General features: G+C 63.9%; 26 protein-coding genes. 10 read left to right on the top strand and 16 right to left on the bottom strand.

The window, feature by feature from the left end; translation table 11 throughout:
- Positions 1-173: 173 nt before the first annotated feature.
- Positions 174-563 carry a hypothetical protein gene (locus FNA67_RS09325; RefSeq protein ID WP_049704925.1) on the bottom strand — a complete coding sequence of 130 codons (390 nt, stop codon included), beginning with the start codon at positions 561-563 and terminating at the stop codon, positions 174-176.
- A 106-nt stretch (positions 564-669) separates the two neighbouring features.
- On the opposite strand from FNA67_RS09325, the gene hemB reads away from it, so the two are divergent.
- Positions 670-1,683, top strand: a complete 1,014-nt coding sequence (hemB, locus tag FNA67_RS09320) for a porphobilinogen synthase (RefSeq protein WP_082202028.1) — start codon at positions 670-672, stop codon at positions 1,681-1,683.
- Positions 1,684-1,868: 185 nt separating this feature from the next.
- Here the strand turns inward: hemB and FNA67_RS09315 are convergent, their stop codons facing one another.
- Positions 1,869-2,924, bottom strand: coding sequence for a LacI family DNA-binding transcriptional regulator (locus FNA67_RS09315; RefSeq protein ID WP_147655847.1), 1,056 nt, complete (start codon positions 2,922-2,924; stop codon positions 1,869-1,871).
- Positions 2,925-3,059: 135 nt separating this feature from the next.
- Here FNA67_RS09315 and FNA67_RS09310 point away from each other — a divergent pair, with 135 nt between their 5' ends.
- Entirely contained in the window at positions 3,060-3,281 is a 222-nt protein-coding gene (locus FNA67_RS09310; protein ID WP_147655846.1) for a DUF1127 domain-containing protein, read from the top strand.
- Here FNA67_RS09310 and FNA67_RS09305 read toward each other — a convergent pair.
- Positions 3,278-4,345 carry a sensor histidine kinase gene (locus FNA67_RS09305; RefSeq protein ID WP_053167810.1) on the bottom strand — a complete coding sequence of 356 codons (1,068 nt, stop codon included), beginning with the start codon at positions 4,343-4,345 and terminating at the stop codon, positions 3,278-3,280. The two genes, FNA67_RS09310 and FNA67_RS09305, sit on opposite strands and share 4 nt — an antisense overlap.
- Before the next feature lie 190 nt (positions 4,346-4,535).
- On the opposite strand from FNA67_RS09305, the gene FNA67_RS09300 reads away from it, so the two are divergent.
- From FNA67_RS09300 to FNA67_RS09290, 3 genes are all read left to right on the top strand, one after another.
- Complete coding sequence (locus tag FNA67_RS09300) at positions 4,536-5,036, top strand: RDD family protein (protein WP_147655845.1); 501 nt, start codon at positions 4,536-4,538, stop codon at positions 5,034-5,036.
- A gap of 75 nt (positions 5,037-5,111) precedes the next feature.
- Positions 5,112-5,840 carry an arginyltransferase gene (locus tag FNA67_RS09295; protein WP_049704921.1) on the top strand — a complete coding sequence of 243 codons (729 nt, stop codon included), beginning with the start codon at positions 5,112-5,114 and terminating at the stop codon, positions 5,838-5,840.
- Positions 5,841-5,864: 24 nt separating this feature from the next.
- On the top strand, positions 5,865-6,878 hold the full coding sequence (locus FNA67_RS09290; RefSeq protein WP_147655844.1) for an endonuclease/exonuclease/phosphatase family protein: 1,014 nt from the start codon (positions 5,865-5,867) through the stop codon (positions 6,876-6,878).
- On the opposite strand, the gene FNA67_RS09285 is transcribed toward FNA67_RS09290, so the two are convergent.
- The 3 genes from FNA67_RS09285 to recO form a co-directional block, all read right to left on the bottom strand.
- Complete coding sequence (locus tag FNA67_RS09285) at positions 6,875-7,183, bottom strand: Dabb family protein (RefSeq protein ID WP_147655843.1); 309 nt, start codon at positions 7,181-7,183, stop codon at positions 6,875-6,877. The two genes, FNA67_RS09290 and FNA67_RS09285, sit on opposite strands and share 4 nt — an antisense overlap.
- Positions 7,183-9,438, bottom strand: a complete 2,256-nt coding sequence (gene parC, locus FNA67_RS09280; RefSeq protein WP_049704918.1) for a DNA topoisomerase IV subunit A — start codon at positions 9,436-9,438, stop codon at positions 7,183-7,185. Before parC ends, FNA67_RS09285 begins: the two co-directional genes overlap by 1 nt.
- A gap of 91 nt (positions 9,439-9,529) precedes the next feature.
- Entirely contained in the window at positions 9,530-10,231 is a 702-nt protein-coding gene (gene recO / locus FNA67_RS09275) for a DNA repair protein RecO (protein ID WP_049704917.1), read from the bottom strand.
- A 138-nt stretch (positions 10,232-10,369) separates the two neighbouring features.
- Between recO and FNA67_RS09270 the strand changes: the two genes are divergently transcribed.
- Positions 10,370-11,077: an alpha/beta hydrolase gene (locus FNA67_RS09270; RefSeq protein WP_147655842.1), complete on the top strand. Its 708-nt coding sequence runs from the start codon at positions 10,370-10,372 to the stop codon at positions 11,075-11,077.
- Between the two features lie 38 nt (positions 11,078-11,115).
- Here FNA67_RS09270 and era read toward each other — a convergent pair whose 3' ends face one another.
- From era to rpoZ, 7 genes are all read right to left on the bottom strand, one after another.
- Positions 11,116-12,030, bottom strand: coding sequence for a GTPase Era (era, locus tag FNA67_RS09265; protein WP_147655841.1), 915 nt, complete (start codon positions 12,028-12,030; stop codon positions 11,116-11,118).
- Positions 12,027-12,734: a ribonuclease III gene (gene rnc / locus FNA67_RS09260; protein WP_049704914.1), complete on the bottom strand. Its 708-nt coding sequence runs from the start codon at positions 12,732-12,734 to the stop codon at positions 12,027-12,029. The genes era and rnc overlap by 4 nt, the downstream gene beginning before the upstream one ends.
- The gene (gene lepB, locus FNA67_RS09255) at positions 12,731-13,489 is read right to left on the bottom strand and encodes a signal peptidase I (RefSeq protein ID WP_244616572.1); all 759 of its coding nucleotides are present in this window, start codon (positions 13,487-13,489) and stop codon (positions 12,731-12,733) included. The genes rnc and lepB overlap by 4 nt, the downstream gene beginning before the upstream one ends.
- A 25-nt stretch (positions 13,490-13,514) precedes the next feature.
- Positions 13,515-13,934, bottom strand: a complete 420-nt coding sequence (gene acpS / locus FNA67_RS09250; RefSeq protein ID WP_049704912.1) for a holo-ACP synthase — start codon at positions 13,932-13,934, stop codon at positions 13,515-13,517.
- On the bottom strand, positions 13,931-14,515 hold the full coding sequence (gene pyrE / locus FNA67_RS09245) for an orotate phosphoribosyltransferase (RefSeq protein ID WP_049704911.1): 585 nt from the start codon (positions 14,513-14,515) through the stop codon (positions 13,931-13,933). Before pyrE ends, acpS begins: the two co-directional genes overlap by 4 nt.
- A complete protein-coding gene (locus FNA67_RS09240) occupies positions 14,512-16,791 on the bottom strand; it encodes a RelA/SpoT family protein (protein ID WP_147655840.1) in 2,280 nt (759 codons plus the stop codon). Before FNA67_RS09240 ends, pyrE begins: the two co-directional genes overlap by 4 nt.
- 108 nt (positions 16,792-16,899) lie before the next feature.
- The gene (gene rpoZ / locus FNA67_RS09235) at positions 16,900-17,268 is read right to left on the bottom strand and encodes a DNA-directed RNA polymerase subunit omega (RefSeq protein ID WP_049704909.1); all 369 of its coding nucleotides are present in this window, start codon (positions 17,266-17,268) and stop codon (positions 16,900-16,902) included.
- 370 nt (positions 17,269-17,638) lie between these two features.
- On the opposite strand from rpoZ, the gene FNA67_RS09230 reads away from it, so the two are divergent.
- Positions 17,639-18,208 carry a LabA-like NYN domain-containing protein gene (locus tag FNA67_RS09230; protein WP_147655839.1) on the top strand — a complete coding sequence of 190 codons (570 nt, stop codon included), beginning with the start codon at positions 17,639-17,641 and terminating at the stop codon, positions 18,206-18,208.
- A 15-nt stretch (positions 18,209-18,223) separates the two neighbouring features.
- Positions 18,224-18,862 carry a uracil-DNA glycosylase gene (locus FNA67_RS09225; protein ID WP_147655838.1) on the top strand — a complete coding sequence of 213 codons (639 nt, stop codon included), beginning with the start codon at positions 18,224-18,226 and terminating at the stop codon, positions 18,860-18,862.
- Here FNA67_RS09225 and smpB read toward each other — a convergent pair whose 3' ends face one another.
- Both smpB and dapA read right to left on the bottom strand, forming a co-directional pair.
- Positions 18,863-19,354, bottom strand: a complete 492-nt coding sequence (smpB, locus tag FNA67_RS09220) for an SsrA-binding protein SmpB (protein ID WP_049704906.1) — start codon at positions 19,352-19,354, stop codon at positions 18,863-18,865.
- Positions 19,355-19,363: 9 nt separating this feature from the next.
- The gene (gene dapA, locus FNA67_RS09215) at positions 19,364-20,239 is read right to left on the bottom strand and encodes a 4-hydroxy-tetrahydrodipicolinate synthase (RefSeq protein ID WP_049704905.1); all 876 of its coding nucleotides are present in this window, start codon (positions 20,237-20,239) and stop codon (positions 19,364-19,366) included.
- 258 nt (positions 20,240-20,497) lie between these two features.
- Between dapA and FNA67_RS09210 the strand changes: the two genes are divergently transcribed.
- Both FNA67_RS09210 and FNA67_RS09205 read left to right on the top strand, forming a co-directional pair.
- Complete coding sequence (locus FNA67_RS09210) at positions 20,498-22,543, top strand: lytic transglycosylase domain-containing protein (protein ID WP_147655837.1); 2,046 nt, start codon at positions 20,498-20,500, stop codon at positions 22,541-22,543.
- A 139-nt stretch (positions 22,544-22,682) separates the two neighbouring features.
- On the top strand, positions 22,683-23,528 hold the full coding sequence (locus FNA67_RS09205; RefSeq protein ID WP_170267265.1) for an alpha/beta fold hydrolase: 846 nt from the start codon (positions 22,683-22,685) through the stop codon (positions 23,526-23,528).
- On the opposite strand, the gene FNA67_RS09200 is transcribed toward FNA67_RS09205, so the two are convergent.
- Positions 23,525-24,013, bottom strand: coding sequence for a hypothetical protein (locus tag FNA67_RS09200; RefSeq protein WP_147655835.1), 489 nt, complete (start codon positions 24,011-24,013; stop codon positions 23,525-23,527). The two genes, FNA67_RS09205 and FNA67_RS09200, sit on opposite strands and share 4 nt — an antisense overlap.
- Positions 24,014-24,124: the final 111 nt, after the last annotated feature.

Below are 24,124 nucleotides of genomic sequence, written 5' to 3'. Positions count from 1 at the left end.
ATTTTGCGCGATTTGTTCGCGTCTCAGTAGGGCCAAATTACAGGGGCCCGAATAAGATCGCCTTAAGCCGCACACTTAATGGCATCTTACTGGAAATGTTCGAGAATTTGGCTGAATCAAAGGTTACATCGTGCAAGAAAATTGTAACCTGAACGAAGTCTGAACGGCTTCTGTCAGTCGTGGATCGCAGCCCGGCGCGTGCGGAAAGCGATCAGGAAAAACAGCACCATAGCGCACAGGATCAGCAGCCGGATGATGAAGCCGACGACGCTCATCTGCACGTTCGGATTGCCCGAAAGGTAGAGCGCCAGCTCCACGAACGTGACCGCTACCAGCAGCACGTTGCCCCAGTTGGCGCGGATCCAGATGCCTACCGCCGCAAAAAGGTGGGCGATGGTGAAGATCCCGAGATAGACGAAGGCGGTCATCCCCATCTGCTCGATCGGGTTGACCGAGCCCATGGAGACCCCGAGCAGGCGCGCCGCATCGGTCAGGCCCAGGAACAGGGTCACGAGCGCGATGGCGCGCAGGGTGATCGCGATCCACTCGGACGGCACTTGCATGGGCGAAAAGCTCCTCGGGTTGGCAATGGGTCTAGCGCGCGCACCGGTTGCGGGCAAGGCGGAGGGGCTGATAGAGAACCGCATCACGGCAAATTGGAGACCTCGCATGTCCGACTACTGGCCCAAACACGACATGGAGTTCCTCGCCGGACGCAGGCTGCGCCGCACGCGCGCATCGGCCTGGAGTCGCAGCCTCGTGCGTGAGACCGTGTTGACCCCCGCCGATCTCATCTGGCCGCTCTTCATCATCGACGGGCAGAACGAGCGCACCCAGATCAAGACCATGCCGGGCGTCGAGCGCCTGAGCGTGGACCTGGCGGTGGAAGCGGCGCGGCAGGCCGCAGCCGAGGGCATCCCTGCCCTGGCGCTCTTTCCCAATACCCAGGACGAGCGCCGCAGCGAGAATGCCGAGGAGGCCTACAACCCCGACAACCTGATGTGCCGCGCGCTCTCGGCCATCAAGGAAGCCGTGCCCGAGATCGGCCTCATCGCCGACGTGGCGCTCGACGAGTATTCCAGCGACGGCCAGGACGGGCTGGTGCGTGACGGGCAGATTCTCAACGACGAGACCGTCCATGTCATGATCCGCTCCGCGCTCGTCCAGGCGGCGGCGGGCGCCGACATCATCGCGCCCTCCGACATGATGGACGGCCGCGTCGGCGCCATTCGCGCCGTGCTCGACGCCGAAGGCTTCGAGGACAGGCAGATCATGTCCTATGCCGCCAAGTACGCGTCGGCTTATTACGGTCCGTTCCGCGAGGCGGTGGGTTCGGGCACGCGCCTCAAGGGCGACAAGCGCACCTACCAGATGGATTACGCCAATTCCGACGAGGCTCTTCGCGAGGTGGCGCAGGACCTCGAGGAAGGCGCCGATACGGTGATGGTCAAGCCGGGCATGCCCTATCTCGACATCGTGCGGCGCGTCCGCACCGAGTTCAACGTGCCGGTGTTCGTCTACCAGGTGTCGGGCGAGTACGCGATGATCGAATTCGCAGCCGCCGCTGGCGCCATCAACCGCGAGGCTTCCATCCTCGAGAGCCTCTATGCCTTCAAGCGCGCCGGCGCGAGCGGGATCCTGACGTATTACGCCCTCGAAATGGCGCGCAAGCTCAACGCGTAAGGGATTTGGGGGAGCGCGCTGGCAGAAGCTCCACGGGAGTTCTCACCCCTTCGTAGTTCTCCATCCCACCACGCTCCTCCCCGGGCGAAGACCCGGGGAAGAGTTCGTGGGTTGAGAGGCGTTCAGCGATCGAAAAGGCGATCGGCGTGCCCAGCGCAAGACAACGCCCAGCCCCCACGCTCCCGCTATCCCTTCGCAGGACCTGTCGATCCCCTCTCGACCAACTGCAGATCGGCGGTGGTGTTGCCGGTCTGGCGGGTGGGAGCCATTACGATCTGGACCGCCATGCGGCCCATCTCGGCGAGCGGCTGCTCGATGGTGGTCAGCGGTGGATCGGATAGCGCGGCTTCGGGCACGCCATCAAAACCGACCACGGAGACGTCCTCGGGTACCTTGTGTCCCCTGCTCCGCAGCCAGGCCAGGGCATCGAGCGCGATGACGTCGGACATGCATAGCAGCGCCGTCGGCGGCTCGGCGGCGGCGTAGAAGGTATCGAGCGCCGCAAACACCGTCTCGCGGTCGCGCGTCTCGAAGAGCGGCACATCGGCCTCGGCAATGCCCTGATCGGCCAGAACGCTGAAATAGCCCAGGGCCCGGTCGCGGATATTGTCGTAGAGCGCGGCGCGCACCTCATCGGTGGTGCGTGGGCCGCTGCCCGTTTCGTTGAACGGCAGCGCCAGGATGCCAAAGCGCCGGTGCCCGAGGGCGACCAGGTGCTCTGCGGCCAGCCTGCCGCCGGCGAAGTTGTCGATGGTGATCGTGGCCAGGTCGCCGAGTTTTTCGGGCGACTCGATGGCCACGAACGGGATCTGGCGATCGCGGGCAAGCTCGATGAGCTTGTCGGCGCCCTCGGCGCAGAACAGGATCAGCCCGTCGACCAGGGCGCTCTGGATATTCCAGGCCACCGACTCGTTGTTCAGCGCCGAGATCAGCGCGATGCCGGCTCCACGGGAATCGCACTCCTGCGCGATGGACGCCATCACGGTGCGGGCAAACGGATCGTCGAAGAAGTAGGAAAGCGGCTCGGCCGCGCCGATGCCGATGGCATTGACCTTGCCCGCCCGCAGCAGCCGCCCCTTGGGGTCGGGACCACCGTAGCCGATCTTCCTGGCGGCCGCCAACACCCTCTCGCGCACCTCCTCGCGCACCACTTCGGGGCGGTTGAAGACGTTGGACGCGGTGCCCTGGGACACTCCGGCGGCCTTGGCGACATCGGCAAGCTTGGCGGTCTTTTCGCTCATGGATGCGCTCTACCATATTTCTTGAACCGTTTCAAAATATCCGTTGACAACGGAATTGAACCGGTTCAAATTTGAATCGGTTCAACGATTAAGCGATTGAACCGTCACCCACGTATTGTCGAAAGGAACCGGGAAATGGCTATCCTGGAATACGATACCGTTGTCGTTCTCGACCGCCGTCCGCGCCGCCAATGGCTGGCCGCACTCGCCTCGTCCATCCGGCGGCGCCATGCCGAACGGATCGCCAGGCAGGCCCTGGCGCGCATGGACCCGCACCTGCTGGCCGATGCTGGCTTTGAAAACGACAGTCTGCTTGGCGAAATCCGCCGGGTCGTGCCCGAGAACGAACGGCGCTAGCCTGCCAGCGCCTTCCTGCTGGTGCGCAGGTCGTAGCGGAACCCCTCGGCCCCATAGAACAGGTCCGCGGTTCCGTGGAAATCGAGCGGAGCGACGCGTTCGAGGAGCGTCGTGCCAAATCCCTTTCGCGCCGGGGGCTCGGCGGGCGGTCCGCCGCTTTCCTTCCAGAGGAAGCTGAATTCCTCATCGACGCCTGAAACTTCCCAGGCAATGGAGACCTTGCCCGAGCGCAGCGACAGCGCCCCGTATTTGAAGGAGTTGGTGGCCAGCTCGTTTATGACCAGGGCGAGAGACAGCGCCTGCTTCTCGGCCAGCCACATGTCGGGCCCGTCGATGTCGATCTGGTCCGGGTCCACGCTCACTGCCTCGAGGGCGAAGCTCGAGATATCGCGCACCTTGACGGTGCCGACATTGGAGTTGGTGAGCAGCTGCTGGGCGTGGCCGAGGGCCGTCAGCCGTTGCTGGAGCGCCAGTTGCGCCTCGGAAAGGTCGTTGGCGTTGCGCAGGGTCTGGCTGGCGATGGCCCCGATGACGGTGACCATGTTCTTCATGCGATGGGCCAGCTCGCCATTGACGACGGCCATGCGGCGCTGGGTCGCCACCGTCTGGGAGACCTCGATGACAGTGTCCATCATCCCGGCAACGTCGCCGTTCTCATCCCGGATCGGGCTGTAGCAGAAGGTGAAGTGGGCCTCTTCGTCATAACCATGCCGGTTGATGACGAGCGGGAAATTCTCGATGAAGGTCGCCTCGCCATTGAAGGCGCGCGCAACGATGTCGCTGATGCCATCCCAGGTTTCCGCCCACACGTCGCGGAAGGAGCGCCCGATCGCGAGCGGCTTGCGCCCGAGGATGGGCCGGAACGCATCATTATGGATGGTGAGCATCCCCGGTCCCCAGACGATTGCCTTGGGGAAGTGGGACGCCAGCATTATGCTGACCGCGGTCTTGAGCGCGCTGGGCCATTTTTCCGGGGGGCCGAGGTCGGTTTGCGACCAGTCGAAGGCCAGTATCTGAGCGGCTGCCAGGCTCTCGCCGCGCAGGAAGTACAGTGGGTCTGCCACGAATCGTCTGGCCTCTGGCCGCGAGATTGCAGCCGTGAATAGTTCTGGGTAGCAAATGGCACGAACGGCGACTAGGCCCGCCACCGCAAGCGAAAGGCTCCGGGATCAATTTTGTAACCGAGTCTCTTGCACGCTCCGTCAAAGCCCCCAAATAGGCATGCCGTAAGATGCTTGCCAGAAAGGCACCCCGATGACCGCAGCCCTGCCCGACCCCGAAACCGCCCCAGAGCTCTTCGAAGGCGTGCTGACGCGGCGTATCGTGGCCTTCTTCATCGACATGGTGATCATCTCGGTGATGGTGACGGCGCTGGCCATCGTCGGCGGCATTGCCGGCTTCCTGACATTTGGACTCGCCTGGCTGGCGCTGGTGGTGCTGCTGCCGCTCTCCATCGTGCTTTATTACGCCGCCACGCTCGGCTCGATCCGGCGCGCGACGGTGGGCATGCAGATGATGGATATCGTGCTCACGCCCACGCGCGGCGCTCCGCTCGATGGCGTGATGGCCGTGGCCCATGCACTGGTATTCTGGATAAGCGTCTGGATTTCCTGGCCGATTTCGCTGGCCATTGCCCTTTTCACGCCCCGCCGGCAGATGGTGCACGACCTTATCGTGGGCACGCTCATGGTGCGTCGTTCGCCCATGACCCGGCACTGGGCCGACTACCAGCGCACCGCCGGACGCCCCGCCTGAGCTTGGGATTTCTCCCCGTTGCACGGGGGCGCAGTCCGCAATATTCTATCGTCTGGGTCGCGACCTGGACGATAGATGACGGATCATACTCCCGATAACACCCAACTGTTCCTCACGGCAGCGATGCCGTGCCCCTACCTGCCGGGCCGGCAGGAGCGAAAGTTGTTCACGCACCTGACCGGGAGGCGTGCGGCGGCGCTCCACCAGTTGCTCAGCGACAACGGTTTCCGCCGCAGCCAGAACCTGATCTACCGCCCGGCCTGCGAAGGCTGCTCCGCCTGCCAGTCGGTGCGGATCGTGGCGCGGCAGTTCGCGCCTTCCGACCGTTTCCGCCGCATCCTCAGGAAGAACGCCGATATCAGCGTGACGGTGTGCGAGCCGCGCGCCACCACCGAGCAGTTCGCGCTCTTCAAGCGCTACCTCAACGCCCGCCATGCGGGCGGGGGCATGACGCAGATGAATTTCATCGACTACGAGTACATGGTCGAGGATACGCCGGTGCAGTCGGTGCTGGTCGAGTATCGCCTTACGTCCGTACCCGGAAACCCGCTGGTCGCCGTGGCCCTCACCGACGTGATGCCGGACGGGCTTTCGATGGTCTACAGCTTCTATGATCCGGACATGGCCAAGCGCGGGTTCGGCAACCTTCTCATCCTCGATCACATAGACCAGGTGAAGCAGGCGGGGCTCCAATACGTCTATCTTGGCTATTGGGTCAAAGATTCGCCCAAAATGGCCTACAAGGCGGCTTTCCGTCCGCTGGAGGTTCAAAAAGGTCCTCTTGGCTGGCGCCCGCTCGATTGACGCCACCTTGAACCCGGACGCTTCATGCGCCTTCTCATCCGCGCCCTGCGCATTCTCCTGAGCATCGGAGCCCTCGGCGTATCTGCGCTTGCGGTGCTGGCCGTGCTCGGCTTTGCCGTTCCCTATTTCGACCTGCTCAACCACCTGCAGGCGCTGCTGTTCATCGGCACGCTGCTGTCTCTGTTATTCGCGCCGGCCCTGCTGGGGCGCGGCGTGTGGCGGCGCTTCGTGCTGGCGGCCACGGCCACGGGGTTCTTCGCATCGGCCATCACGGTCGTGCCCGAGTTCACCGCCTCGCTCCAGCCGCGCCCGCCGGTGCCCGCCAGCGGGCAGACGGTGGTCAAGGTGATGACGCACAACCTCTTCGGCATGAACTACGACATGCTGCGCGTGCTCGACGTCATCAAGCGCGAGCAGCCCGACATCATCGCGCTGCAGGAATTCTTTGGCGAACAACGGTCCGAACTGGGGCCGCTGCTCAAGGAAACCTACCCCTATTCGGTCTTCTGCCGCGGCGGCAAGCGCGCCAATCTGGGGCTCTTCTCCAAGCTTCCGTTCACGCAGGAGCAAGGCGCGGCCTGCCCGGACGATGCCTATGGCGCGCAACGCACCGGGCACATTCTGGGACTTTTCGAGCTGCCCGACGGTTCGCACTTCTCGCTGATGACCACGCACCTGGACTGGCCTGCGCCCAAGATGGCGCGCCAGCGCGAGGAATTCGCCGAGCTTCAGGCCGCCGTCGCCGAGGTCGAGGGGCCGCTGGTGGTGGTTGGCGACTTTAACTCGACCTCCTGGTCCTACGCGCTGCGCGGCTTCGGGCGCAGCACGGGCCTGACGCGGCAGGACCATGGGCTGCTCACCTACCCGGCGCTCTTCTATTACCTGGGCGGCTGGCGCGAAACGCTGCCGTTCCTGCCGCTCGATCACGTGTTTACGCGCGGCGTCGCCGTTCATGACCTGCATACGGCAGGCATGACAGGCAGCGACCACCTACCGGTGGTCTTCACCTTCACCGTGGACCAAGGGAGCCCGGACTAGACGTCCATGTCGAAGACGAGGATGCCGGCCACGCCGCCCTCGGCTGCCGCGACGAGCCGTGCGCCCGCCGCCTTGTGGTCCGGATCGACGAGATAGGCGTCGCGTGCCGTGGCGTCGGCGAAGTCCATCATGAAGCCGTCGGCAAAACCCTGCCCCAGCCCCTCTGGGCTGACATTGGCGCCGAACGAGGCCCGTTCGAGGCCATCGATCCGGTCGACCAGTGCCTCCAGCTCGGCATAGATGGCCGCGCGTTCGGCGGCGTCGACATCCGCCCTGAATTTTATCCAGACGCAGTGACGGATCATCAGCCGGTGAACCTGTTGTTGCGCGGGAAGCCGTTGGGCGGCTGGCGGCCGGCCTGGGCGCGATCGCCGAGCCATTCGGTCAACTCGCCCAGCGGACGGGTGAAGGTGCGGCCGGAACTGTCCGTCCACACAAGGCCGTCCTCGGACTTGAAGGTCTTGAGGTCGGAGATGCCGCCGTCCTTGTACTTCTGCAGGCGCACGCCCTTGCCGCGGGTCATTTCCGGCAATTGCTGGATCGGGAAGACCAGGAGCTTGCGGTTCTGGCCGATGACCGCGACCATGTCGCCAGCCACGGGCACCAGCAGGCGCGCTTCCTCGGCGCCCGAGACGTTGAGCACCTGCTTGCCCTTGCGGGTGTTGGCGATGAGGTCGTCTTCGCCCACCACGAAGCCGTTGCCGCCGCTCGAGGCGACGATGCGCTTGGTGCCGGGGCGGTAGACGAAGAGATCGACGATGTCGTGTCCCTCCTCGATATCGACCATGATGCGCACCGGCTCGCCCTGCCCGCGTCCGCCGGGAAGCTTGTCGCCGCCCAGCGTATAGACCTTGCCCCCCGTGGTGAGCATCAGCAGCTTGTCGGTGGTCTCGGCCTTGACGGAAAGCTTGAGGCGGTCACCCGCCTTGAAACCCTTTTCGTCCACATCGTCCGTGTGACCCTTGAGCGCCCTGATCCAGCCCTTTTCGGAAAGGATGACCGTGATCGGCTCGCGCTCGATGAAGGCAGTCTCGATCTCGGCATGATCGGCGTCGGGCGCTTCGCTCAGCGCCGTGCGGCGCGGGCCGAGCGGGTTGTCTTCGCCGTAGGCGGCCTTGAGGTCGCTGACCTGCCGCGCGATTTCGCCCCATTGGCGGCGCTCCGAGCCGAGCAGCGTCTCCAGGTGGCCGCGTTCGGTGAGCAACGCCCCGTGTTCGGTGCGTAGCTCCATTTCCTCGAGCTTGCGCAGCGAGCGCAGGCGCATGTTGAGAATGGCTTCTGCCTGGTTCTCGGTCAGGTTGAACGTGGCCATCAACTGGGCCTTGGGGTCGTCTTCCTCGCGGATGATGCGGATCACTTCATCCAGGTTGAGGAAGGCGACGATATAGCCTTCGAGCACTTCGACGCGCTTGGCGATCTGGTCCAGCCGGTGCTGGCTGCGGCGGATGAGCACGACTTTGCGATGGTCGAGCCAGGCGCGCAGCGCTTCGGGCAGGCCCATGACCTTGGGCACCGTGCCCTTGTCGAGCACGTTCATGTTGAGCGGGAAGCGCACTTCGAGGTCGGATACCTTGAAGAGCTGTTCCATGAGGATTGTCGCGTCCACCGTGCCGGCGCGCGGCTCGAGCACCACGCGCACATCGTCGGCGCTTTCGTCCCGGATGTCCTTGAGCAGCGGCAGCTTCTTGGCCATCAGCAGCTCGGCGACCTTTTCGATCAGCCGTGACTTCTGCACGCCATAGGGGATCTCGGTGACTACGATCTGGTAGACGCCGCGGCCCTTTTCCTCGCGCTCCCACTTGGCGCGCAGGCGGAACGAGCCGCGGCCGGTCTCGTAGGCGTTGACGATCGAATCCACCGGCTCGACCAGCACGCCGCCGGTCGGGAAGTCCGGTCCCTTGACGAACTGCACCAGCTCGCGCGCATCGGCGTTGGGGTTCACCTGGATGAGGTGGAGCGCGGCATCGCACAGCTCGCCCACATTGTGGGGTGGGATGGAGGTCGCCATGCCCACCGCGATACCCGTCGAACCATTGGCCAGCAGGTTCGGGAAGTTGGAGGGCAGGACGATCGGCTCCTCGTCCTCGCCGTCATAGGTCGCCTTGAAGTCGATGGCATCCTCGGTGATGCCCTCGAGCAGCCGGCTCGCGACGTCGGTCATGCGGCTTTCGGTATAGCGCATGGCCGCCGGGCTATCGCCGTCGATATTGCCGAAATTGCCCTGGCCATCGACCAGGGGATAGCGCTGGGCGAAGTCCTGCGCCATGCGCACGAGGGCGTCGTAGATCGACTGGTCTCCGTGCGGGTGGAACTTACCGATCACATCACCGACGATGCGGGCAGACTTCTTGTAGCCTTGGTCGGGGTCCAGGCGCAGCAGGCGCATGGCGTGCAGGATGCGGCGGTGCACCGGCTTGAGGCCGTCCCGCGCGTCGGGCAGCGCGCGCTGGGTGATGGTGGAAAGCGCATAGGAGAGATAGCGCTCCTCGAGCGCCTCGCGCAGGTCCACGATACGGGTTTCGCCGCCATCCTCCGGCTTGGGGAGGTCAGCGTCGTCCATTGATGTTCTCGATCATGCGAATCATTTTGCGAGTATAGCCAAAGCGGCGGAAAACGGAGGCTTGCGCGCGTTTTCCCGGGTAAAAAGCGGTTCAGCGCGTGAGAATTTCGATCAGCGTCTCGCGCATGGGCGGCGGGTCGATCTGGCGGGCGTGCCAGACGTGCATGTCCAGGAAGTATCCGGTCAGCGCGAAGGCGTCGGCAACCTCCTGCGGGGTTGCCGGTCCCTGCCCCAGCAGAAACGCCGGCAGGCGCAGCAGCCTGTCCTTGTAGGGCTCGGCGGCCTCCCGGCTCACCGCCCGGCCGGAGCGGGGCGAAACGTGGGTCAGGTCCTCGCTCGAACCCGTCACCGCGCAGCTCGACAGGTCGAGGCCGAACCCGAGTTCCTCGAGCAGCAGGAGTTCGAACCGCGCCAGTGCCATGCCGTCGGCCGGCGAATCCAGCAGCCTCACCGTCTCCATCAGCAGCCGGTCATGGGGATCGCGCTCCGGCAGGAGCCGCAAATGTTCTGTCAGGAGCTGGCTGGCATAGAGTCGCGTGCGGTCAACGATCAATCCGGCGGCGCGCGCCTGCAGCAGTTCGACCGCGAAGGTCCCGAGATGGTCCTCGATGCGCGCGCGCCAGACCAGTTGCACGCTGTTGCCCGGCTGGAGGGTCGCCGCCTGCTTGCGCGAGCGCCCGCCCCTCACCAGCCCCAGGTAGCGCCCCTTCCCCAGTACCATGGCCTCGGCGATGACGCTGGTCTCCCCGTGCCGCCGCACGCCGATCAACAGCCCTTCGCCAGTCCATTCCAAGATGCGTCTACTCCCGCTTCGGGCTGCAACATATGTCCGCGAGGCCCGCAACGCCACTCCGTGATCCCATCAGAATAGCCGGGGCACGAAGCATTTTGGCGCGCTATTTCCCTCACGGCGACGTTGGAGGACGAAGACGTGCAGATTGAAACCGTCACCTGCCCGGCCCCCAGCCCGGGCGGACCTTTCGAAGTCACGCTTCTGAAGCCTCCATCCCCCAGGGGCGCCCTCGTCTTTGCCGCTGGACGCGGGGGCAATCCGGCGCGCCACATGGAGCTGCTGCGGCATCTGGCCGATCAGGGGATCCATGTGGCAGCGCCGCATCTGGGGCCTGTCGCCTCGCCCGTGCCAAGCGGCGCCGAACTTCTGGAGCGCACCCATCGGCTCGCTTCTGTAGCCGCTCGCTACTGTCCCCCGGAGCTCGGAGTTGCCGGCATGGGGCATTCGCTCGGTACGGTCTGCCTGCTCGTGCTGGCGGGAGCCACGGCGCAGACCATGGCGGGGGAGCCGGTTGCGTTCCGCGCCGAGCGTCAGTTCGACCGCCTGGTCCTCCTGGCCCCGCCGACTGACTTCTTTCGTGGGCCTGGCGCGCTGGACGGCGTCGCCGCGCCCCTCCAGGCCTGGGTTGGCGAAGCCGACACCATCGCGCCTCCGGCGCAGGCCGACTTGCTCGTCGCAGCAGTGGGCCAGCGCACCTGCGTCGACGTCCGCATCGTCGAGAATGCGGGCCACTTCACCTTCATGGACGAGCCGCCCCCGAACATTCCGGAGCCCCACCCGGCGCGCGCTGCATTCCAACGAACGCTGCGCGAGGAGACCACGAACTTCCTGCTCCAGGAGGAATAGAGGGCGCCGGGAGGTCTACTGCAAGGTAGCGGCTGGCCTCAGGGCTTCCCGTGGGGGAATTCCAGGCCCATCTCCCGGTAGCGTTCGGGGTCGTCGCCCCATTTCTCGCGCACCTTGACGAAGAGGAAGAGGTGCACCGGCACCTCGAAGATCTCCATCAGTTCCTTGCGCGCCTCGGCGCCGATCGCCTTGATGGTCTGCCCGCCGGCGCCCAGCACGATCTTCTTGTGGGTGTCGCGCGTGACGTAGACGACCTGGTCGATGCGATAGGAACCGTCCTTCTCGATCTGGAAGCGTTCGGTCTCGACGGTGGCGTTGTAGGGGATCTCGTCGTGGATGCGCAGGAAGAGCTTTTCGCGCGTCACTTCGGCCGCGGTTATCGCCAGCGTCAGGTCGGTCAGCTGGTCCTCGGGGAAGTGCCAGGGGCCGAGCGGCATATGCTTGATACACCAGTCCAGGAAATCGGCCACGCCGCTCCCCTTGAGCGCGGAGATCATGAAAGTTGATTCAAATTTTATCGATTCGTTGAGCTTGGCGGAGAGCTCGAGCAGGCTTTCGGGTCTGACCGCGTCGACCTTATTCAACACGAGCACCTTGGGGTGCCGCACGTTGGTGAGGCCTTCCATCAGAGATTCAAGTTCGGGCGTTATCCCCTTGATGGCATCGACGATAAACGCCACCACGTCGGCGTCGCCGGCACCGGACCAGGCCGCCTGGACCATGGCCTTGTCGAGCCGACGCTTGGGCGCGAAAATGCCGGGAGTGTCCATGAAGACGATCTGGGTGTCGCCTTCGGTCACCACGCCCCGAATCTGGGCGCGCGTGGTCTGCGCCTTGTGCGTGACGATCGAAACCTTTGTTCCGACGAGAGAATTCAGCAGCGTTGACTTGCCGGCATTGGGGGCTCCCACCAGGGCAACGAAACCGCAGTGCTGATTGATGTCGTCGTTCAAAGAGTTTCCTTCCAGACTTTCTCGCGCACGAGGAATTTCTCGGCCGCCTTGTGCTCGGCAATCTTCTTGCTGGCGCCAGTGGCGGTCAGCGGTTCGAACTTACCCACCTGCACCGAAATGGTGAACTCGGGGGCGTGGTCGGGGCCGGTCCGGGCCGCCAGGACATAAGTCGGCGGCTCCAATCCCCGGCCCTGGGCCCATTCCTGCAACGTCGTCTTGGCGTCTGCACGGTCGGCATGAAGCACGCCAATCCGGTCTCCGAACATGCGTTCGATGAATTCGAAGGCCTTGCCCAGCCCGCCGTCGCAATAGATGGCGCCGATCACGGCCTCGGCGACGTCGGCAAGGATCGCTTCCTTCTCGGCGCCACCGGTCCGCGCTTCGCTCTCGCCCAGGTTGAGCTCGGGGCCGAGATCGAGTTCGCGGGCGATGGCGGCGCAGGTTTCCTTGCGAACCAGCGTATTGAGCGTCCTCGACAGCTCTCCCTCGTTCGCCTTGGGGAGGCGGCGATAGAGCATGTCCGCGACAACGAGCCCGAGCACGCGGTCGCCCAGGAATTCAAGGCGCTGGTAGGACCGCTCGATACGCTTGCCCGGCGAGACGGCACTCGAATGGGTCAGCGCACGATCGAGCAGGTCCGGGTCAGCGAAGCGGTAACCCAGACGGGCCTCCAGCTTTTGATGACCCCGAACCTTCATGCTCATTGGTTGACGGACTGGAACATGCGGTCCCACCGCACGTTGGCCGGCCACTGCCAGATCTGCCAGGGCGGAATATTGTCCTTGATCGAGAAGAACCGGGCCTCGGCCTTGCCGATCAGGGCGCTGGAGGGGACGTAACCGACCTGGCTCAGGACGCGGCTGTCTGCGGAGCGGTCGCGGTTGTCGCCCATCATGAAATAGTGCCCGGCCGGAACGACGTACTCGGCGGTGTTGTCGAGCGGCTGGTCGTCCGAGATTTCCTGGATGACGTGGGTCACCCCGTTCGGCAGGGTCTCGCGATAGAGCGTGACGGGCACCGTCTGCATGTTGCTGTCGGTATCCTGCGCCTTGCCGATTTCCTCGCGCTCAACCATCGTGCCGTTGATGTAGAGGCGCCCTTCCTTCATCTGGATGCGGTCGCCCGGCAGGCCGATCACACGCTTGATGTAGTCTTCGTTGGTGATGTTGTGGAAGACCGCGATATCGCCGCGATTGGGCTCACGCCCCATGATCCTGCCATTAAACGGCACCGGGAACGGGAACGAATACGGCCCGTAGCCCCAGACGAACTTGTTGGCGACGAAGTAGTCACCAATCATGAGCGTGTTCTGCATCGATGCCGTGGGGATCGAGAAGGGCTGGAAGAGGAACGTCCTGAACAGGATCGCGATGAGCAGCGCCTCGATGACCACAACGATGGTATCGCGGACCTCATTGCGGCCTGCCTTCTTTTCGGCATTCGACATGGATTGGCTCATCTGTTGCCCCTCGGTAAGGCAGGGATTACGGGAGCGTCGCCGTCTGGTCAACCGGCAGCGCTTCGATGATGACGAAGGCCTGCGCCATTCCGCCGTCGTCGGTGATGGTCAGGTGGATATGCGGCTCGTGCCCCTTGGGCACAAGGGAAGCCAGTATTTTTGCGGCCCCGTTGGTCAGTTTCATGGTCGGCTTGCCGGACGGCAGGTTGACGACGCCCATGTCGCGCCAATAAACGCCGAAATTAAGACCGGTTCCCAGCGCCTTGGAGCAGGCCTCCTTGGCCGCGAAACGCTTGGCGTAGGAGGCCGCGCGCTGGGCGCGGCGGTCCGACTTGCGCCGCTCGATCTCGGTGAAGCAACGCTGCGTGAAGCGTTCGCCGTAGCGCTCGAGAGTCTTCTCGACGCGACGGATATCGCACAGGTCGTTGCCGATCCCGATGATCACTGCAGGCCCCTGCTCCCCGGCTTGACCGCCGGAATGGCGGCCAGTTCGGGCGGCAGCGCATCGGCCGGATAGGCCGGCACCTTGTAGCGGGTCAGCGATACCAGCGGCACCCCGACGTCGGCTTCTCCGCCCGACCGGTCGATGAGGCAGGCGGCCGCCACGACATCGGCGCCGATATTGCGCAGCGTCTCGATGCATTCGCGGATCGAGAGGCCGGTCGAGACGATGTCCTCGACCACGATCACTTTCTCGTTCTTTTCGATCTCGAAGCCGCGGCGCAGCTCGAACACGCCGTTGACGCGCTCGGTATAGAGCGCGGGCAGCTTGAGGTGACGGGCGGTCTCGTAGCCCGGGATGATCCCGCCGATGGCAGGCGAAACGACCTTGGAGACGTCACCGAACCCTTCGGCGCGAATCTTGTCGGCAAGCGCGCTGCACAGGATCGCGGACTTTTCCGGGTACATGAACACGCGCGCCTTCTGGAGGAAGACCGGCGAACGCAGCCCCGACGAGAGGATGAAGTGTCCCTCCAGGATCGCGCCGCATTCCTTGAAAATGGCCAGTACTTCTTCGGTGGTCACGCTTGCTCCGCCTGTTCGATTTTTCCGTTCCATTCGAGCGTGGCGATGGTGCCGGCTTCGGCGACCGTCGCGCGCTGAACGTTGTGCAGTCCCGGGCTACGTTTGAGCGTTGCCAGCACATCCGTCAATTGCGCCAGGTTACGCACTTCGATTTCGAACACCAATTGGTGGAAATCGGGCGAGATCATGCGCATGACCAGGTTGTTGATATTGGCGTCGCAGGTCGCGATGGCCGAGGAGACCTGGGCGAGCGAGCCGGGCTTGTTGATCGATTCCATCGAGATGACGACCTTGTACTCCCGCTCCTGGCTGCCGACGACGTCCCAGCGCACGTCGATCCAGGCGACATCGGAATCGTAGAGGTCGGCAAGGGCATCCGAATGGATGGGATAGACCTTGATCGGCTGTCTAGGCTCGAGGATGCCGACCAGGCGGTCGCCGGGAACCACGCCTTCGGCGGAGAGTTCGACGGGGGTATTGAAGTTGAGCTCCTCGAGCGCTTCGGCGGCCCTGGGTCCGCGCGAGGTAGAGCCCGGAACGCGGAAGCGCAGGAGGTTGGTGTGCCGGAGCGCGAACCAGCCATCGGCCTTGTCGGCGACCGGCAGGTCTATGCGCCGGCTGCGGTGGCGACGGAAGCCTTTGACCTTGGCGATTTCGTCGGCAATGACTTCGGTCGAGACCTTCCCCTCACCGACGGCGATGAGCAGTTCGCGCTTGGAAGGATGGCCGATCGCCTCAGCGACTGCCTTCATCTCGGCGTCGTCAGCCGCAACGCTTTCGCGTTCTAGCAGCATCTTGAGCACGTGCTCGCCCAGCGCAAAGGCGCGCTGCTGGGCTGCCAGGCGCACGGCGCGGCGGATGGCGGCGCGGGCCTTGCCGGTGGCGGCGATGCCCTCCCAATTGGAAGGCGGCAGGTGGTTCTGGTCGCGGATGATCTCCACTTCGTCGCCCGAGCGCAGCTGGGTCACCAGTGGCATGATGGCGCCGTTGATCTTGGCCCCCACGCAGGTGTCACCGATCTCGGTGTGGAGGGCGTAGGCGAAGTCGATGGGCGTGGCGCCCCGCGGCAGGGCGATGAGGCGCCCGCGCGGGGTGAAGCAGAACACCTGGTCCTGGAAGAGCTCGAGCTTGGTGTATTCGAGGAAATCCTCGCCGGTATTGCCGGCCGTCAGGTGCTGGATGGTCTGGCGCAGCCAGACGAAGGCCCTGCTCTCCTTTTCGAGCCGCGACAGGTCTGCAGAGGCGCCATCCTTGTAAAGCGCGTGAGCGGCGATGCCGAGTTCGGCGACCTGGTGCATGGCCATCGTACGAATCTGCAGCTCGACGCGCTGGCGGCCCGGTCCGACGATGGTGGTGTGGATGGAGCGGTAGTCGTTGTGCTTGGGGACCGAAATGTAGTCCTTGAATCGACCCGGCACGACTTTCCAGTTGGTGTGGACGATGCCGAGCGTACGGTAGCAATCCTCAACGCTCTCGACGATCACCCGGAAGCCGATCATGTCCGAGAGCTGCTCGAGCGCGATCGACTTGCGTTCGATCTTGTTGAAGATCGAGAATGGCGACTTAACCCGGGCGCTGACCTTGGCATCGATGCCCTCGGCCTTGAGCTCGTCGCTCAGTTCGCTCGTGATCCGCTCGATGGTGTCGTGATGGTCGGCCTGCATCTCGCGCAGGCGGCTGGTGATGGCCTCGTACTGCTCGGGCTGAAGAACCTTGAAGGAAAGATCCTCGAGTTCGGAGCGAATGCCCTGCATACCCATGCGCCCGGCCAGCGGCGCATAGATGTCGAGCGTCTCCTGGGCAATGCGCGTCCGCTTTTCGGCGGGCATGTATTCGAGCGTGCGCATGTTGTGCAGGCGATCGGCGAGCTTGACGAGGAGCACGCGCACGTCCTCGGAGATCGCCAGCAGGAGCTTGCGCAGGTTCTCGGCCTGCGCCTCCTCGCGCGAGACCAGGTTGAGCCGTTCGATCTTGGTGAGGCCATCAACGATCGCGCCGATCTCCGAGCCGAAAAGCTGGTCGATCTCGGACCGGGTGGCGTCGGTATCCTCGATGGTGTCGTGGAGGAGGCCCACGGCAATGGTGGCATCATCCAGCTTGAGGTCGGTCAGGATGGCCGCGACCTCGAGAGGATGAGCGAAATACGGATCGCCGGATGCGCGTTTTTGCGAACCATGCTTCTGCATGGCGTAAACGTAAGCCTTGTTGAGCAGCGACTCGTCGGTATTGGGGTTGTAGGCCTGAACCCGTTCGACAAGCTCGTATTGACGCATCATGGCTGGTGCCGCACTCCTTGCGGCATGATCTTAGCGATCAATTCGTTAAATGAAAAAGGCGCCGAACGAACGTTCGACGCCTTCCATATAGTCAGAGTCGCGAAGCGATCAATCGTCGCGACGCTCCGGCGGCGCCAGGCTCTCGATGCCGCGCAGCAATTCGTCTTCGCTCATGGTGTCGAAGGTCATGTTGTCGTCGTCGTTGCCGCTCTCGATCAGAGGGGCAGCATGCATTTCGGGTTCGTCGACTTCGACGTACTTCTGCATGGAATGGATCAGGTCTTCGCGCAGATCCTCGGGCGAAATCGCGCCATCGCCGATCTCGCGCAGGGCGACGACCGGGTTCTTGTCGTTGTCGCGGTCCACCGTGATCTGGGAACCGGACGAAATCATGCGAGCGCGATGAGCCGCCATGAGCACCAGATCGAAGCGGTTCTCGATCTTTTCGATGCAGTCTTCAACTGTGACGCGGGCCACTGACGTCTCCAGGGAGTTGTGGGATGAACGCCGCTCTTACACGAGCGCGCCGGCTATGACAAGCGGCATGGGCGCATCGGCGCCCAGCGGTTCGAACCCTCTCCGCTGTCCACAAATTGGCGCGCCCAAGGACTAGTCCCTTTTTGTTGATGGAATTCCGCGTCTTAGTATGGGAACAGTATGGGACGGGGAATTGTTGACGTTTCAAGCCAACAATAATTGCCTTTGGAAAGCCATATTGGTGATGCGATGAGCGCTATCGTAATCAAAGCGTCGATGATAAATCCACGCTATTCACTCATAGGCGCGCAGGCGCAAGTTATATGCTGGGCAGCCTGAGAGGCCGGCCGACCCGGTCAGGAGAATGCCCATGTCCCTCGATCCGCGCGAAAAGATAGTTCTCTTCATAGACGGCGCAAACCTCTACGCCACTTCCAAGGCAATTGGCGTGGATATTGACTATCGCCGACTGCTCAAGGAGTTCCAGAGTAAAGCCTATCTCCTGCGCGCCTACTACTATACCGCACTTATCGAGGACCAAGAATACTCCTCCATCCGCCCCCTGATCGACTGGTTGGACTATAATGGCTTCACAGTCGTCACCAAGCCGGCCAAGGAATTCACCGACGCCACCGGGCGCCGCAAGATCAAGGGAAACATGGATATCGAGCTGACGGTCGACGCGCTCGAAATGTCCGCCCACTACGATCACATGGTGTTGTTCTCGGGCGATGGCGACTTCACCGCGCTGGTTGCCGCGCTCCAGCGCAAGGGCAAGCGCGTCACCGTGGCCTCTACTCTAACCACCTCGACCCCGATGATTTCGGACGACCTGCGCCGCCAGGCGGACTTCTTCCTCGATGTCGCCGAACTCGCCAAGACGGTCGGGCGCACGCCGGTTGACCGGACTCCTCCTGTTGTCGAGGATGACTCGGAGTGATTCCGAGACCATCGATTGCCTGAAACCAATCCCCCGCACGATTGCCAGCTCTGCCCGCGCCTCGCCGAATTCCGGCATGCGAACCGGGCGCTTTACCCTGATTTCTTCAACGCGCCGGTGCCGAACTGGGGCGACGAGCGCCCGCGGCTGATCATCGTCGGGCTGGCCCCGGGCCTCAAGGGCGCCAACAAGACCGGACGGCCTTTCACGGGCGACTATGCCGGTGACCTGCTCTACGCCACCTTGAAGAAGGTCGGCCTTGCGAGCGGGGAATTCGAAGCGCGTGCCGATGACAGCCTCAGGCTCGAACAGGTGCTGATCGTCAACGGAGTGCGTTGCGTTCCGCCGCAGAACAAGCCGACCGGCCCCGAGATCGCCAATTGCCGGCGGTTCCTCTCGGCAACGCTCGATCACTACGAAACCAGCGTCGCCTATGTTGCCTTGGGCCGGATCGCGCATGACACGCTGCTGACGACGCTGCATGAACGACGCGCGGCCTTTCCGTTCGCGCATGGCACCGAGCACGAGTTGTCCAGCGGCCGGCGGCTCTTCGACAGCTACCATTGCTCGCGTTACAACACGAATACCGGCGTCCTGACGCCGGAGATGTTCGAGGATGTAATCGGCCGGGCGGCGGCCTTCGTCAGAGGCTGACTAGCCCCGCCCGCCCTCTTTCATGATCCGCGATTTTTCCCGGTTCCAGTCCCGATTCTTCTCGGTCTCGCGCTTGTCGTAGGACTTCTTGCCCTTGCCCAGCCCAATCAGCACCTTGGCCTTGCCGTGGTCGTTGAAATAGAGCTTTAGCGGCACGATGGTGTTGCCGGCGCGCTCAACCTCCTGGGAAAGATGAGCGAGCTGCTTTTTGGACACGAGCAGTTTGCGCGGGCGCCGCTCCTCGTGGTTGAAGCGGTTGGCCTGCAGATACTCGGGAATATGGGCATTGATCAGCCACAGCTCACCGCGCTCCGGAGAGGCGTAGCTCTCCGTGATCTGGGCATGCCCCGAACGCAGCGATTTGACCTCGGTCCCGGTCAGGACGATGCCCGCCTCGAGCGTATCGACGATTTCGTAGTCGAAACGCGCGCGGCGGTTCTCGGCGACCTGCCCGTGGCTGATGAGGCCCTTGCCTTCCTTCTTGGGGGCCATGGGCGCGCCTTAGATCAGCCCCGCATGGGCCAGGGCGCCATCGATGGCTTCCTGGGTGGCGGGGGTGACCGGCACGAGCGGCAGGCGCAGTTCGTTCTCGGCGAGGCCCAGGCGCTTGGCGGCATATTTGACGCCGGTCGGATTGGGTTCGAGGAAGAGCGTGCGGTGCAGCGGCGCAAGCTTGTCCTGCAGTTCGAGCGCCCGGGCATAGTTGCCCTGCTGGCAGGCATTCTGGAACTCGGCGCAAAGCTTGGGCGCGATGTTGGACGTCACCGAGATGCAGCCGGTGCCGCCATGGGCGTTAAAGCCGAGAGCCGTCATGTCCTCGCCGGAGAGCAGGATGAAATCGGCGCCGAGCTTGGCACGCTGGGCGGTAGCGCGCCCCATGTCGGCCGTCGCGTCCTTGACGCCGATGATGTTGTCATGCGCCTCCCGTAGGCGCGCGATGGTGTCGACCGTCAGGTCGACCACGGTGCGGCCAGGAACCGAGTAGAGGATGATCGGGAGCGCAGTGGCACGGGCGACCGCCGAGAAGTGCTGGAAGAGCCCTTCCTGGTTGGGCTTATTGTAATAGGGCACGACCGAGAGCACCGCGTCGGCGCCGACATCTTCGGCATAACGCGCGAGCGCCACCGCTTCGGCGGTCGAATTGGCACCGGCGCCGGCAACGACCGGAACGCGCTTGTTGGTGACCTCGACGCAGATCTCGATAATGCGGCGATGCTCTTCGTGGCTGACCGTCGGGCTTTCACCGGTGGTCCCTACGGGAACCAGGCCGTGCGAGCCCTCGGTAATCTGCCAATCCACAAATGCCGAGAAGGCTTTCTCATCGACCGCCCCATTGGCAAAGGGGGTGATGAGCGCCGTGATCGATCCTCTCAGCATTTTGCGAGTATTCCTTGGTGTTCTGCCACAGTTGCGCCGTGGCTTGGTGTGATGGTGCCGCTCGTATGGCGGCGTTCAGAGTTGGGCACCATACTTTTTGTTGTGCGTCGCGACAAGTTGACTGTCAGGGCAATCGGCGCACACCGGCACAAGGTCTTGAGGCAACCAAATGTTCACCATCGCTGGGTAACGTTGGGTTAACCGCAAGGATGGGGGCACCTTGTTGGGTTTTGTATCGAGGACCAACAGGACGGTACCATGCTCAAAGTGCAACAGGGGCGAGTTCGCCTTGTTGCTGGCCTGCTCGCAGCAACGATGTTTCTGCAGGCCGGCACCGCCCCGCTTCCCGCCAATGCGAATGACGGGATCGACAACACGACGACGGCAGCGATCAATCCGGCGCAGACGGTAGCGGCTCTGCCGCAGGGGTCGGCGACGTTCAGACGCACGCTGGATCTGGTAAAGGCCGGCAAGTACGCCGACGCCTATGCAGCGGCGCGCGGCATGGACAACCCGGTCGAACGCCGCACGATCCAATGGGCTTCGATTTACTACGGCGGCCCTGACATCGACTACGAGTCGATCGCCCGCTTCACGGCCGATGCGCCCGACTATGCGACCGCGGCCCTCTATCGCACCCGGCTTGAGCAGTCCCTGGTCAAGGCCAATGCCGCCGGCCCGGACGTCATCCGCCTGCTCGGCGGGGCCATGCCCAACACAATTCCGGCGCAGATTGCGCTTGCCGTCGCCTATCTGCAGGACGGCCAGAAAGATCGCGCGGCCCGTATCGCCCGCTCGATCTGGGTCGACAACTACCTCGACCAGGCTACCGAGGAGCAGGTCAAGGCCAAGCTCGGTGCCCTGCTCGACCGTGATGCCCACTGGGCGCGCGCCATCCACCTGATGATGAACGACCGCGCCGCGGGCGTCGAACGCCTGCTCCCCTATCTGTCTTCGGGCCAGAAGTCGCTGGCCGTGGCCCGTATCGCCGTCTCGCGAAAAGCCAAGAACGCCAAGGCGCTGCTCGATGCCGTCGATCCGGCCTACCAGAGCAATCCCGTCTTTATCTACTCGCGCGCGCAACGGGCCCGGCAGGCGGACCTCTACGAGAGCGCACTCGATTGGCTGAACAAGGCCAAGGGCGACCTGCCCGACGCCGCCGAGTGGTGGTACGAGCGCCGGGCGCTGATCCGCGAGCTCCTGGCGAACGGCAACGCCAAGCTCGCCTACAAGGCAGCGGACACCTATCGCGAGGGCCCGGAGGGCCGCCTGGTCGAAGCGCGCTTTCATGCGGGCTGGATCGCGGCTTCCTTCCTCAACGATCCCAGTTCAGCAAAGGCGCATTTCGAGAAAATGCGCGGGCTCTCTACCCTGCCGGACTCGGTCAGCCAGGCCAATTACTGGCTTGCCCGCACCTTGCGCCAACTGGGCGACAATGCTGGCGCCAAGTCGGCTCTGGAGGCCGCGGCCAAGTACGGCACGGTCTATTACGGCCTGCTGGCTCGCGCCGAGCTCGGGCTCAAGGGTGCCGAAATCCGGGGAATGCCCGCCTGGCAGCACAGCCAGTCGATCTTCGACTCCCGCGAGCCGGTTCAGGCGATCCGTCTACTGGCCGCCAATGGCCAACAGGCCATGGCGCTGCCCCTGATGCGTACCTTCGCCGGTCGGCTGACCGATACCGGCGAGATGGTACTGGCCGCCCGCCTCGCCCAATCGATCGGCGCCCACCAGGTGGCGATCAGCATCGCGGAGACCGCCGAGATGCGCGGCGCTCCGATGGATCTTTTCAGCTTTCCCAAGGACGGACTGCCCCAGAACGCCGCGCTGGCGGCAATCGACAAGGCCGCCGTCTATGCGATTACCCGCCAGGAAAGCCGTTTCCAGGTCGACGCGGTTTCGAGCGCCGGCGCTCGCGGGCTGATGCAACTGATGCCCGGGACCGCCAAGGAAACGGCTGCCAAGGTTGGTGTCGACTACTCGGCCAATCGCCTCGTCACCGACGGCGCCTACAACGCCCTGCTCGGCTCCACATACCTGGCGGCGCAGCTCAGCAAGTATAACGGTTCGCTGGTGCTGGCCGCGGCTGCCTACAATGCCGGGGCGGGCAACGCCAACAAGTGGATTGCGGCCTATGGCGACCCGCGTTCGGATCGCGTTGACCCTGTCGTCTGGGTAGAACTGATCCCGTTCCAGGAGACGCGCAAATATGTGCAGCGCGTGTTGGGCAACTACCTGGTCTACCGTACGCGGCTGGGCGATGACGGCATGACGATCATGGACGCCCTCCGCAAGATTCCGGGCTGACGGACACCAAGCCCATTGCCTGCATGCAAGCGTCTGCTAAGACGCTTGCATGGTCAAGTCTCGGAAGTACCCCGTAGATCATCCACCTTTCGGCGCCCTGCCCGTTCGATCCATCACGATCGGCTCGGGCGGTGACCAGATGGCCGTTCACATCGCCGGTCGACTGGGTGGGCGGCGCACACCGGTGATCTGCGTCCCCGGCTACAACCGGAACATGACGGACTTCACTGACTTCGTGCGGTACTTCGGCCGCCTGGCCGGCGAGACCTGGCCCATTGTCCTGGTCGATCTCTTCGGCCGTGGCCGCTCGAGCGACCGGCAGGACAAGTCACTTTATGCCTCCCCGCGCGACGCAGCAGACCTGACCGAACTGGCGGATGCCCTCGGCATCGAAAGGGCCGTATGGCTCGGGCAAGGGTATGGCGGCCAGGTCGCCATGACGGTGGCCGCCCAGAGGCCGAACCTTGTCGCAGGCGCCGTTCTTGTTGACTCCGGACCTCTCAGCGACTCTCGCGGACTAGTGCGGCTGCGCATCAACCTCGAGCACATCGCCGGGTGGCGCGGCGAAGCCGTACGAACCGGCATGCGCCAGGTGCTCGCCAACGACTACCCCGGAACGGTCGACACCCAATTGGATGCGCTCGCGATGCGCACGCACTACATCGACCGACGCGGCCGGGCGCAGGGGTTGTTCGATCCTCATCTAGCCAAGATGCTCGAAAACTTTGAGGCCGATGACGTGCTCGTTGCGCAGTGGCCGCTATTCGACGCCCTGGCGCACGTCCCTATTATGCTGTTCCGCAGCCAGTTGACCGATCAGTTGCGCCGGGAGACCTTCGAGGCGATGACGCGGCGGCGGCCGGAAGCGCCGGCCCTGGTTATCAGCGCCGAGGGATCCCCGGCCCTGCTCAACCACCCCGACGAGGTGGGCGCGATCGTCGAGTTTGTCGAGAAACTGCCGATGGCGGGTCGGATCGCCGCCTAGGCGGGCTTACGCGTCGAACGCGCTGGCCGCTTTGCGAGCTGCTTTGCCTGCTTGATCCACTCTTCGCGTTGCACGCGCCCGGCGAGGCTCAGATGCGCATCCAACTCGTCGGCCGTCTTCTTGGTCAAACCGGCAAGCTGATCGAAGTGGAAAATGCCAGCCTCGTGAAGTCTTGATTCAAGCTTGGCGCCGATACCATTGATCTGCTTGAGATTGTCTGCCTTCCCGCCGCGCGGCTGGGCCAGAGCGAACGGTAGCACCCGAACCTGGCTCGCATCGTCGGGCTGAGTAATCGGCAATGAAACATTGGCAGGACGGGGCTGCGACGGCATCGCCGTTTCGACAATAAAGGGCGCGGCTTCGACGACGGGCATCTCCGCTCGCCGGTTCGACGGCATGAGGCGACGCAACCCGTAGCCGGCGAGGCAACCGACAAGAAAGACGACGAGCAAGGCGAGCGAGAGCGCAATCACCTGATCCATCATTGGTCCCTCGCCTCGCGACCGGCGCGCAGCCAGCCAGTGACGAGCCCGAGGGCGAGGGCCACCAGGAGATAGGGCCAGAACGTGCCGACGAAATCCCCAAGCCAGGCGATC

It is taken from the genome of Youhaiella tibetensis (genome assembly GCF_008000755.1).
GTDB lineage: Bacteria > Pseudomonadota > Alphaproteobacteria > Rhizobiales > Devosiaceae > Paradevosia > Paradevosia tibetensis.
Note: the sequence above shows the minus strand (reverse complement) of the source record. Positions and strands in the feature narration are given on the sequence as shown.

Bases quoted from the DNA above. Each gene is read 5' to 3' on its own strand.
- FNA67_RS09240 (WP_147655840.1), bottom strand. From the start codon at position 16,791: ATGATGCGTCAATACGAGCTTGTCGAACGGGTTCAGGCCTACAACCCC.
- FNA67_RS09230 (WP_147655839.1), top strand. From the start codon at position 17,639: ATGTCCCTCGATCCGCGCGAAAAGATAGTTCTCTTCATAGACGGCGCA.
- FNA67_RS09200 (WP_147655835.1), bottom strand. From the start codon at position 24,013: ATGATGGATCAGGTGATTGCGCTCTCGCTCGCCTTGCTCGTCGTCTTT.
- smpB (WP_049704906.1), bottom strand. From the start codon at position 19,354: ATGGCCCCCAAGAAGGAAGGCAAGGGCCTCATCAGCCACGGGCAGGTC.
- FNA67_RS09290 (WP_147655844.1), top strand. From the start codon at position 5,865: ATGCGCCTTCTCATCCGCGCCCTGCGCATTCTCCTGAGCATCGGAGCC.
- FNA67_RS09210 (WP_147655837.1), top strand. From the start codon at position 20,498: ATGCTCAAAGTGCAACAGGGGCGAGTTCGCCTTGTTGCTGGCCTGCTC.
- FNA67_RS09295 (WP_049704921.1), top strand. From the start codon at position 5,112: ATGACGGATCATACTCCCGATAACACCCAACTGTTCCTCACGGCAGCG.
- FNA67_RS09325 (WP_049704925.1), bottom strand. From the start codon at position 563: ATGCAAGTGCCGTCCGAGTGGATCGCGATCACCCTGCGCGCCATCGCG.
- FNA67_RS09285 (WP_147655843.1), bottom strand. From the start codon at position 7,183: ATGATCCGTCACTGCGTCTGGATAAAATTCAGGGCGGATGTCGACGCC.
- parC (WP_049704918.1), bottom strand. From the start codon at position 9,438: ATGGACGACGCTGACCTCCCCAAGCCGGAGGATGGCGGCGAAACCCGT.
- FNA67_RS09310 (WP_147655846.1), top strand. From the start codon at position 3,060: ATGGCTATCCTGGAATACGATACCGTTGTCGTTCTCGACCGCCGTCCG.
- dapA (WP_049704905.1), bottom strand. From the start codon at position 20,239: ATGCTGAGAGGATCGATCACGGCGCTCATCACCCCCTTTGCCAATGGG.
- lepB (WP_244616572.1), bottom strand. From the start codon at position 13,489: ATGAGCCAATCCATGTCGAATGCCGAAAAGAAGGCAGGCCGCAATGAG.
- rnc (WP_049704914.1), bottom strand. From the start codon at position 12,734: ATGAGCATGAAGGTTCGGGGTCATCAAAAGCTGGAGGCCCGTCTGGGT.
- hemB (WP_082202028.1), top strand. From the start codon at position 670: ATGTCCGACTACTGGCCCAAACACGACATGGAGTTCCTCGCCGGACGC.
- FNA67_RS09300 (WP_147655845.1), top strand. From the start codon at position 4,536: ATGACCGCAGCCCTGCCCGACCCCGAAACCGCCCCAGAGCTCTTCGAA.
- FNA67_RS09315 (WP_147655847.1), bottom strand. From the start codon at position 2,924: ATGAGCGAAAAGACCGCCAAGCTTGCCGATGTCGCCAAGGCCGCCGGA.
- FNA67_RS09205 (WP_170267265.1), top strand. From the start codon at position 22,683: ATGGCCGTTCACATCGCCGGTCGACTGGGTGGGCGGCGCACACCGGTG.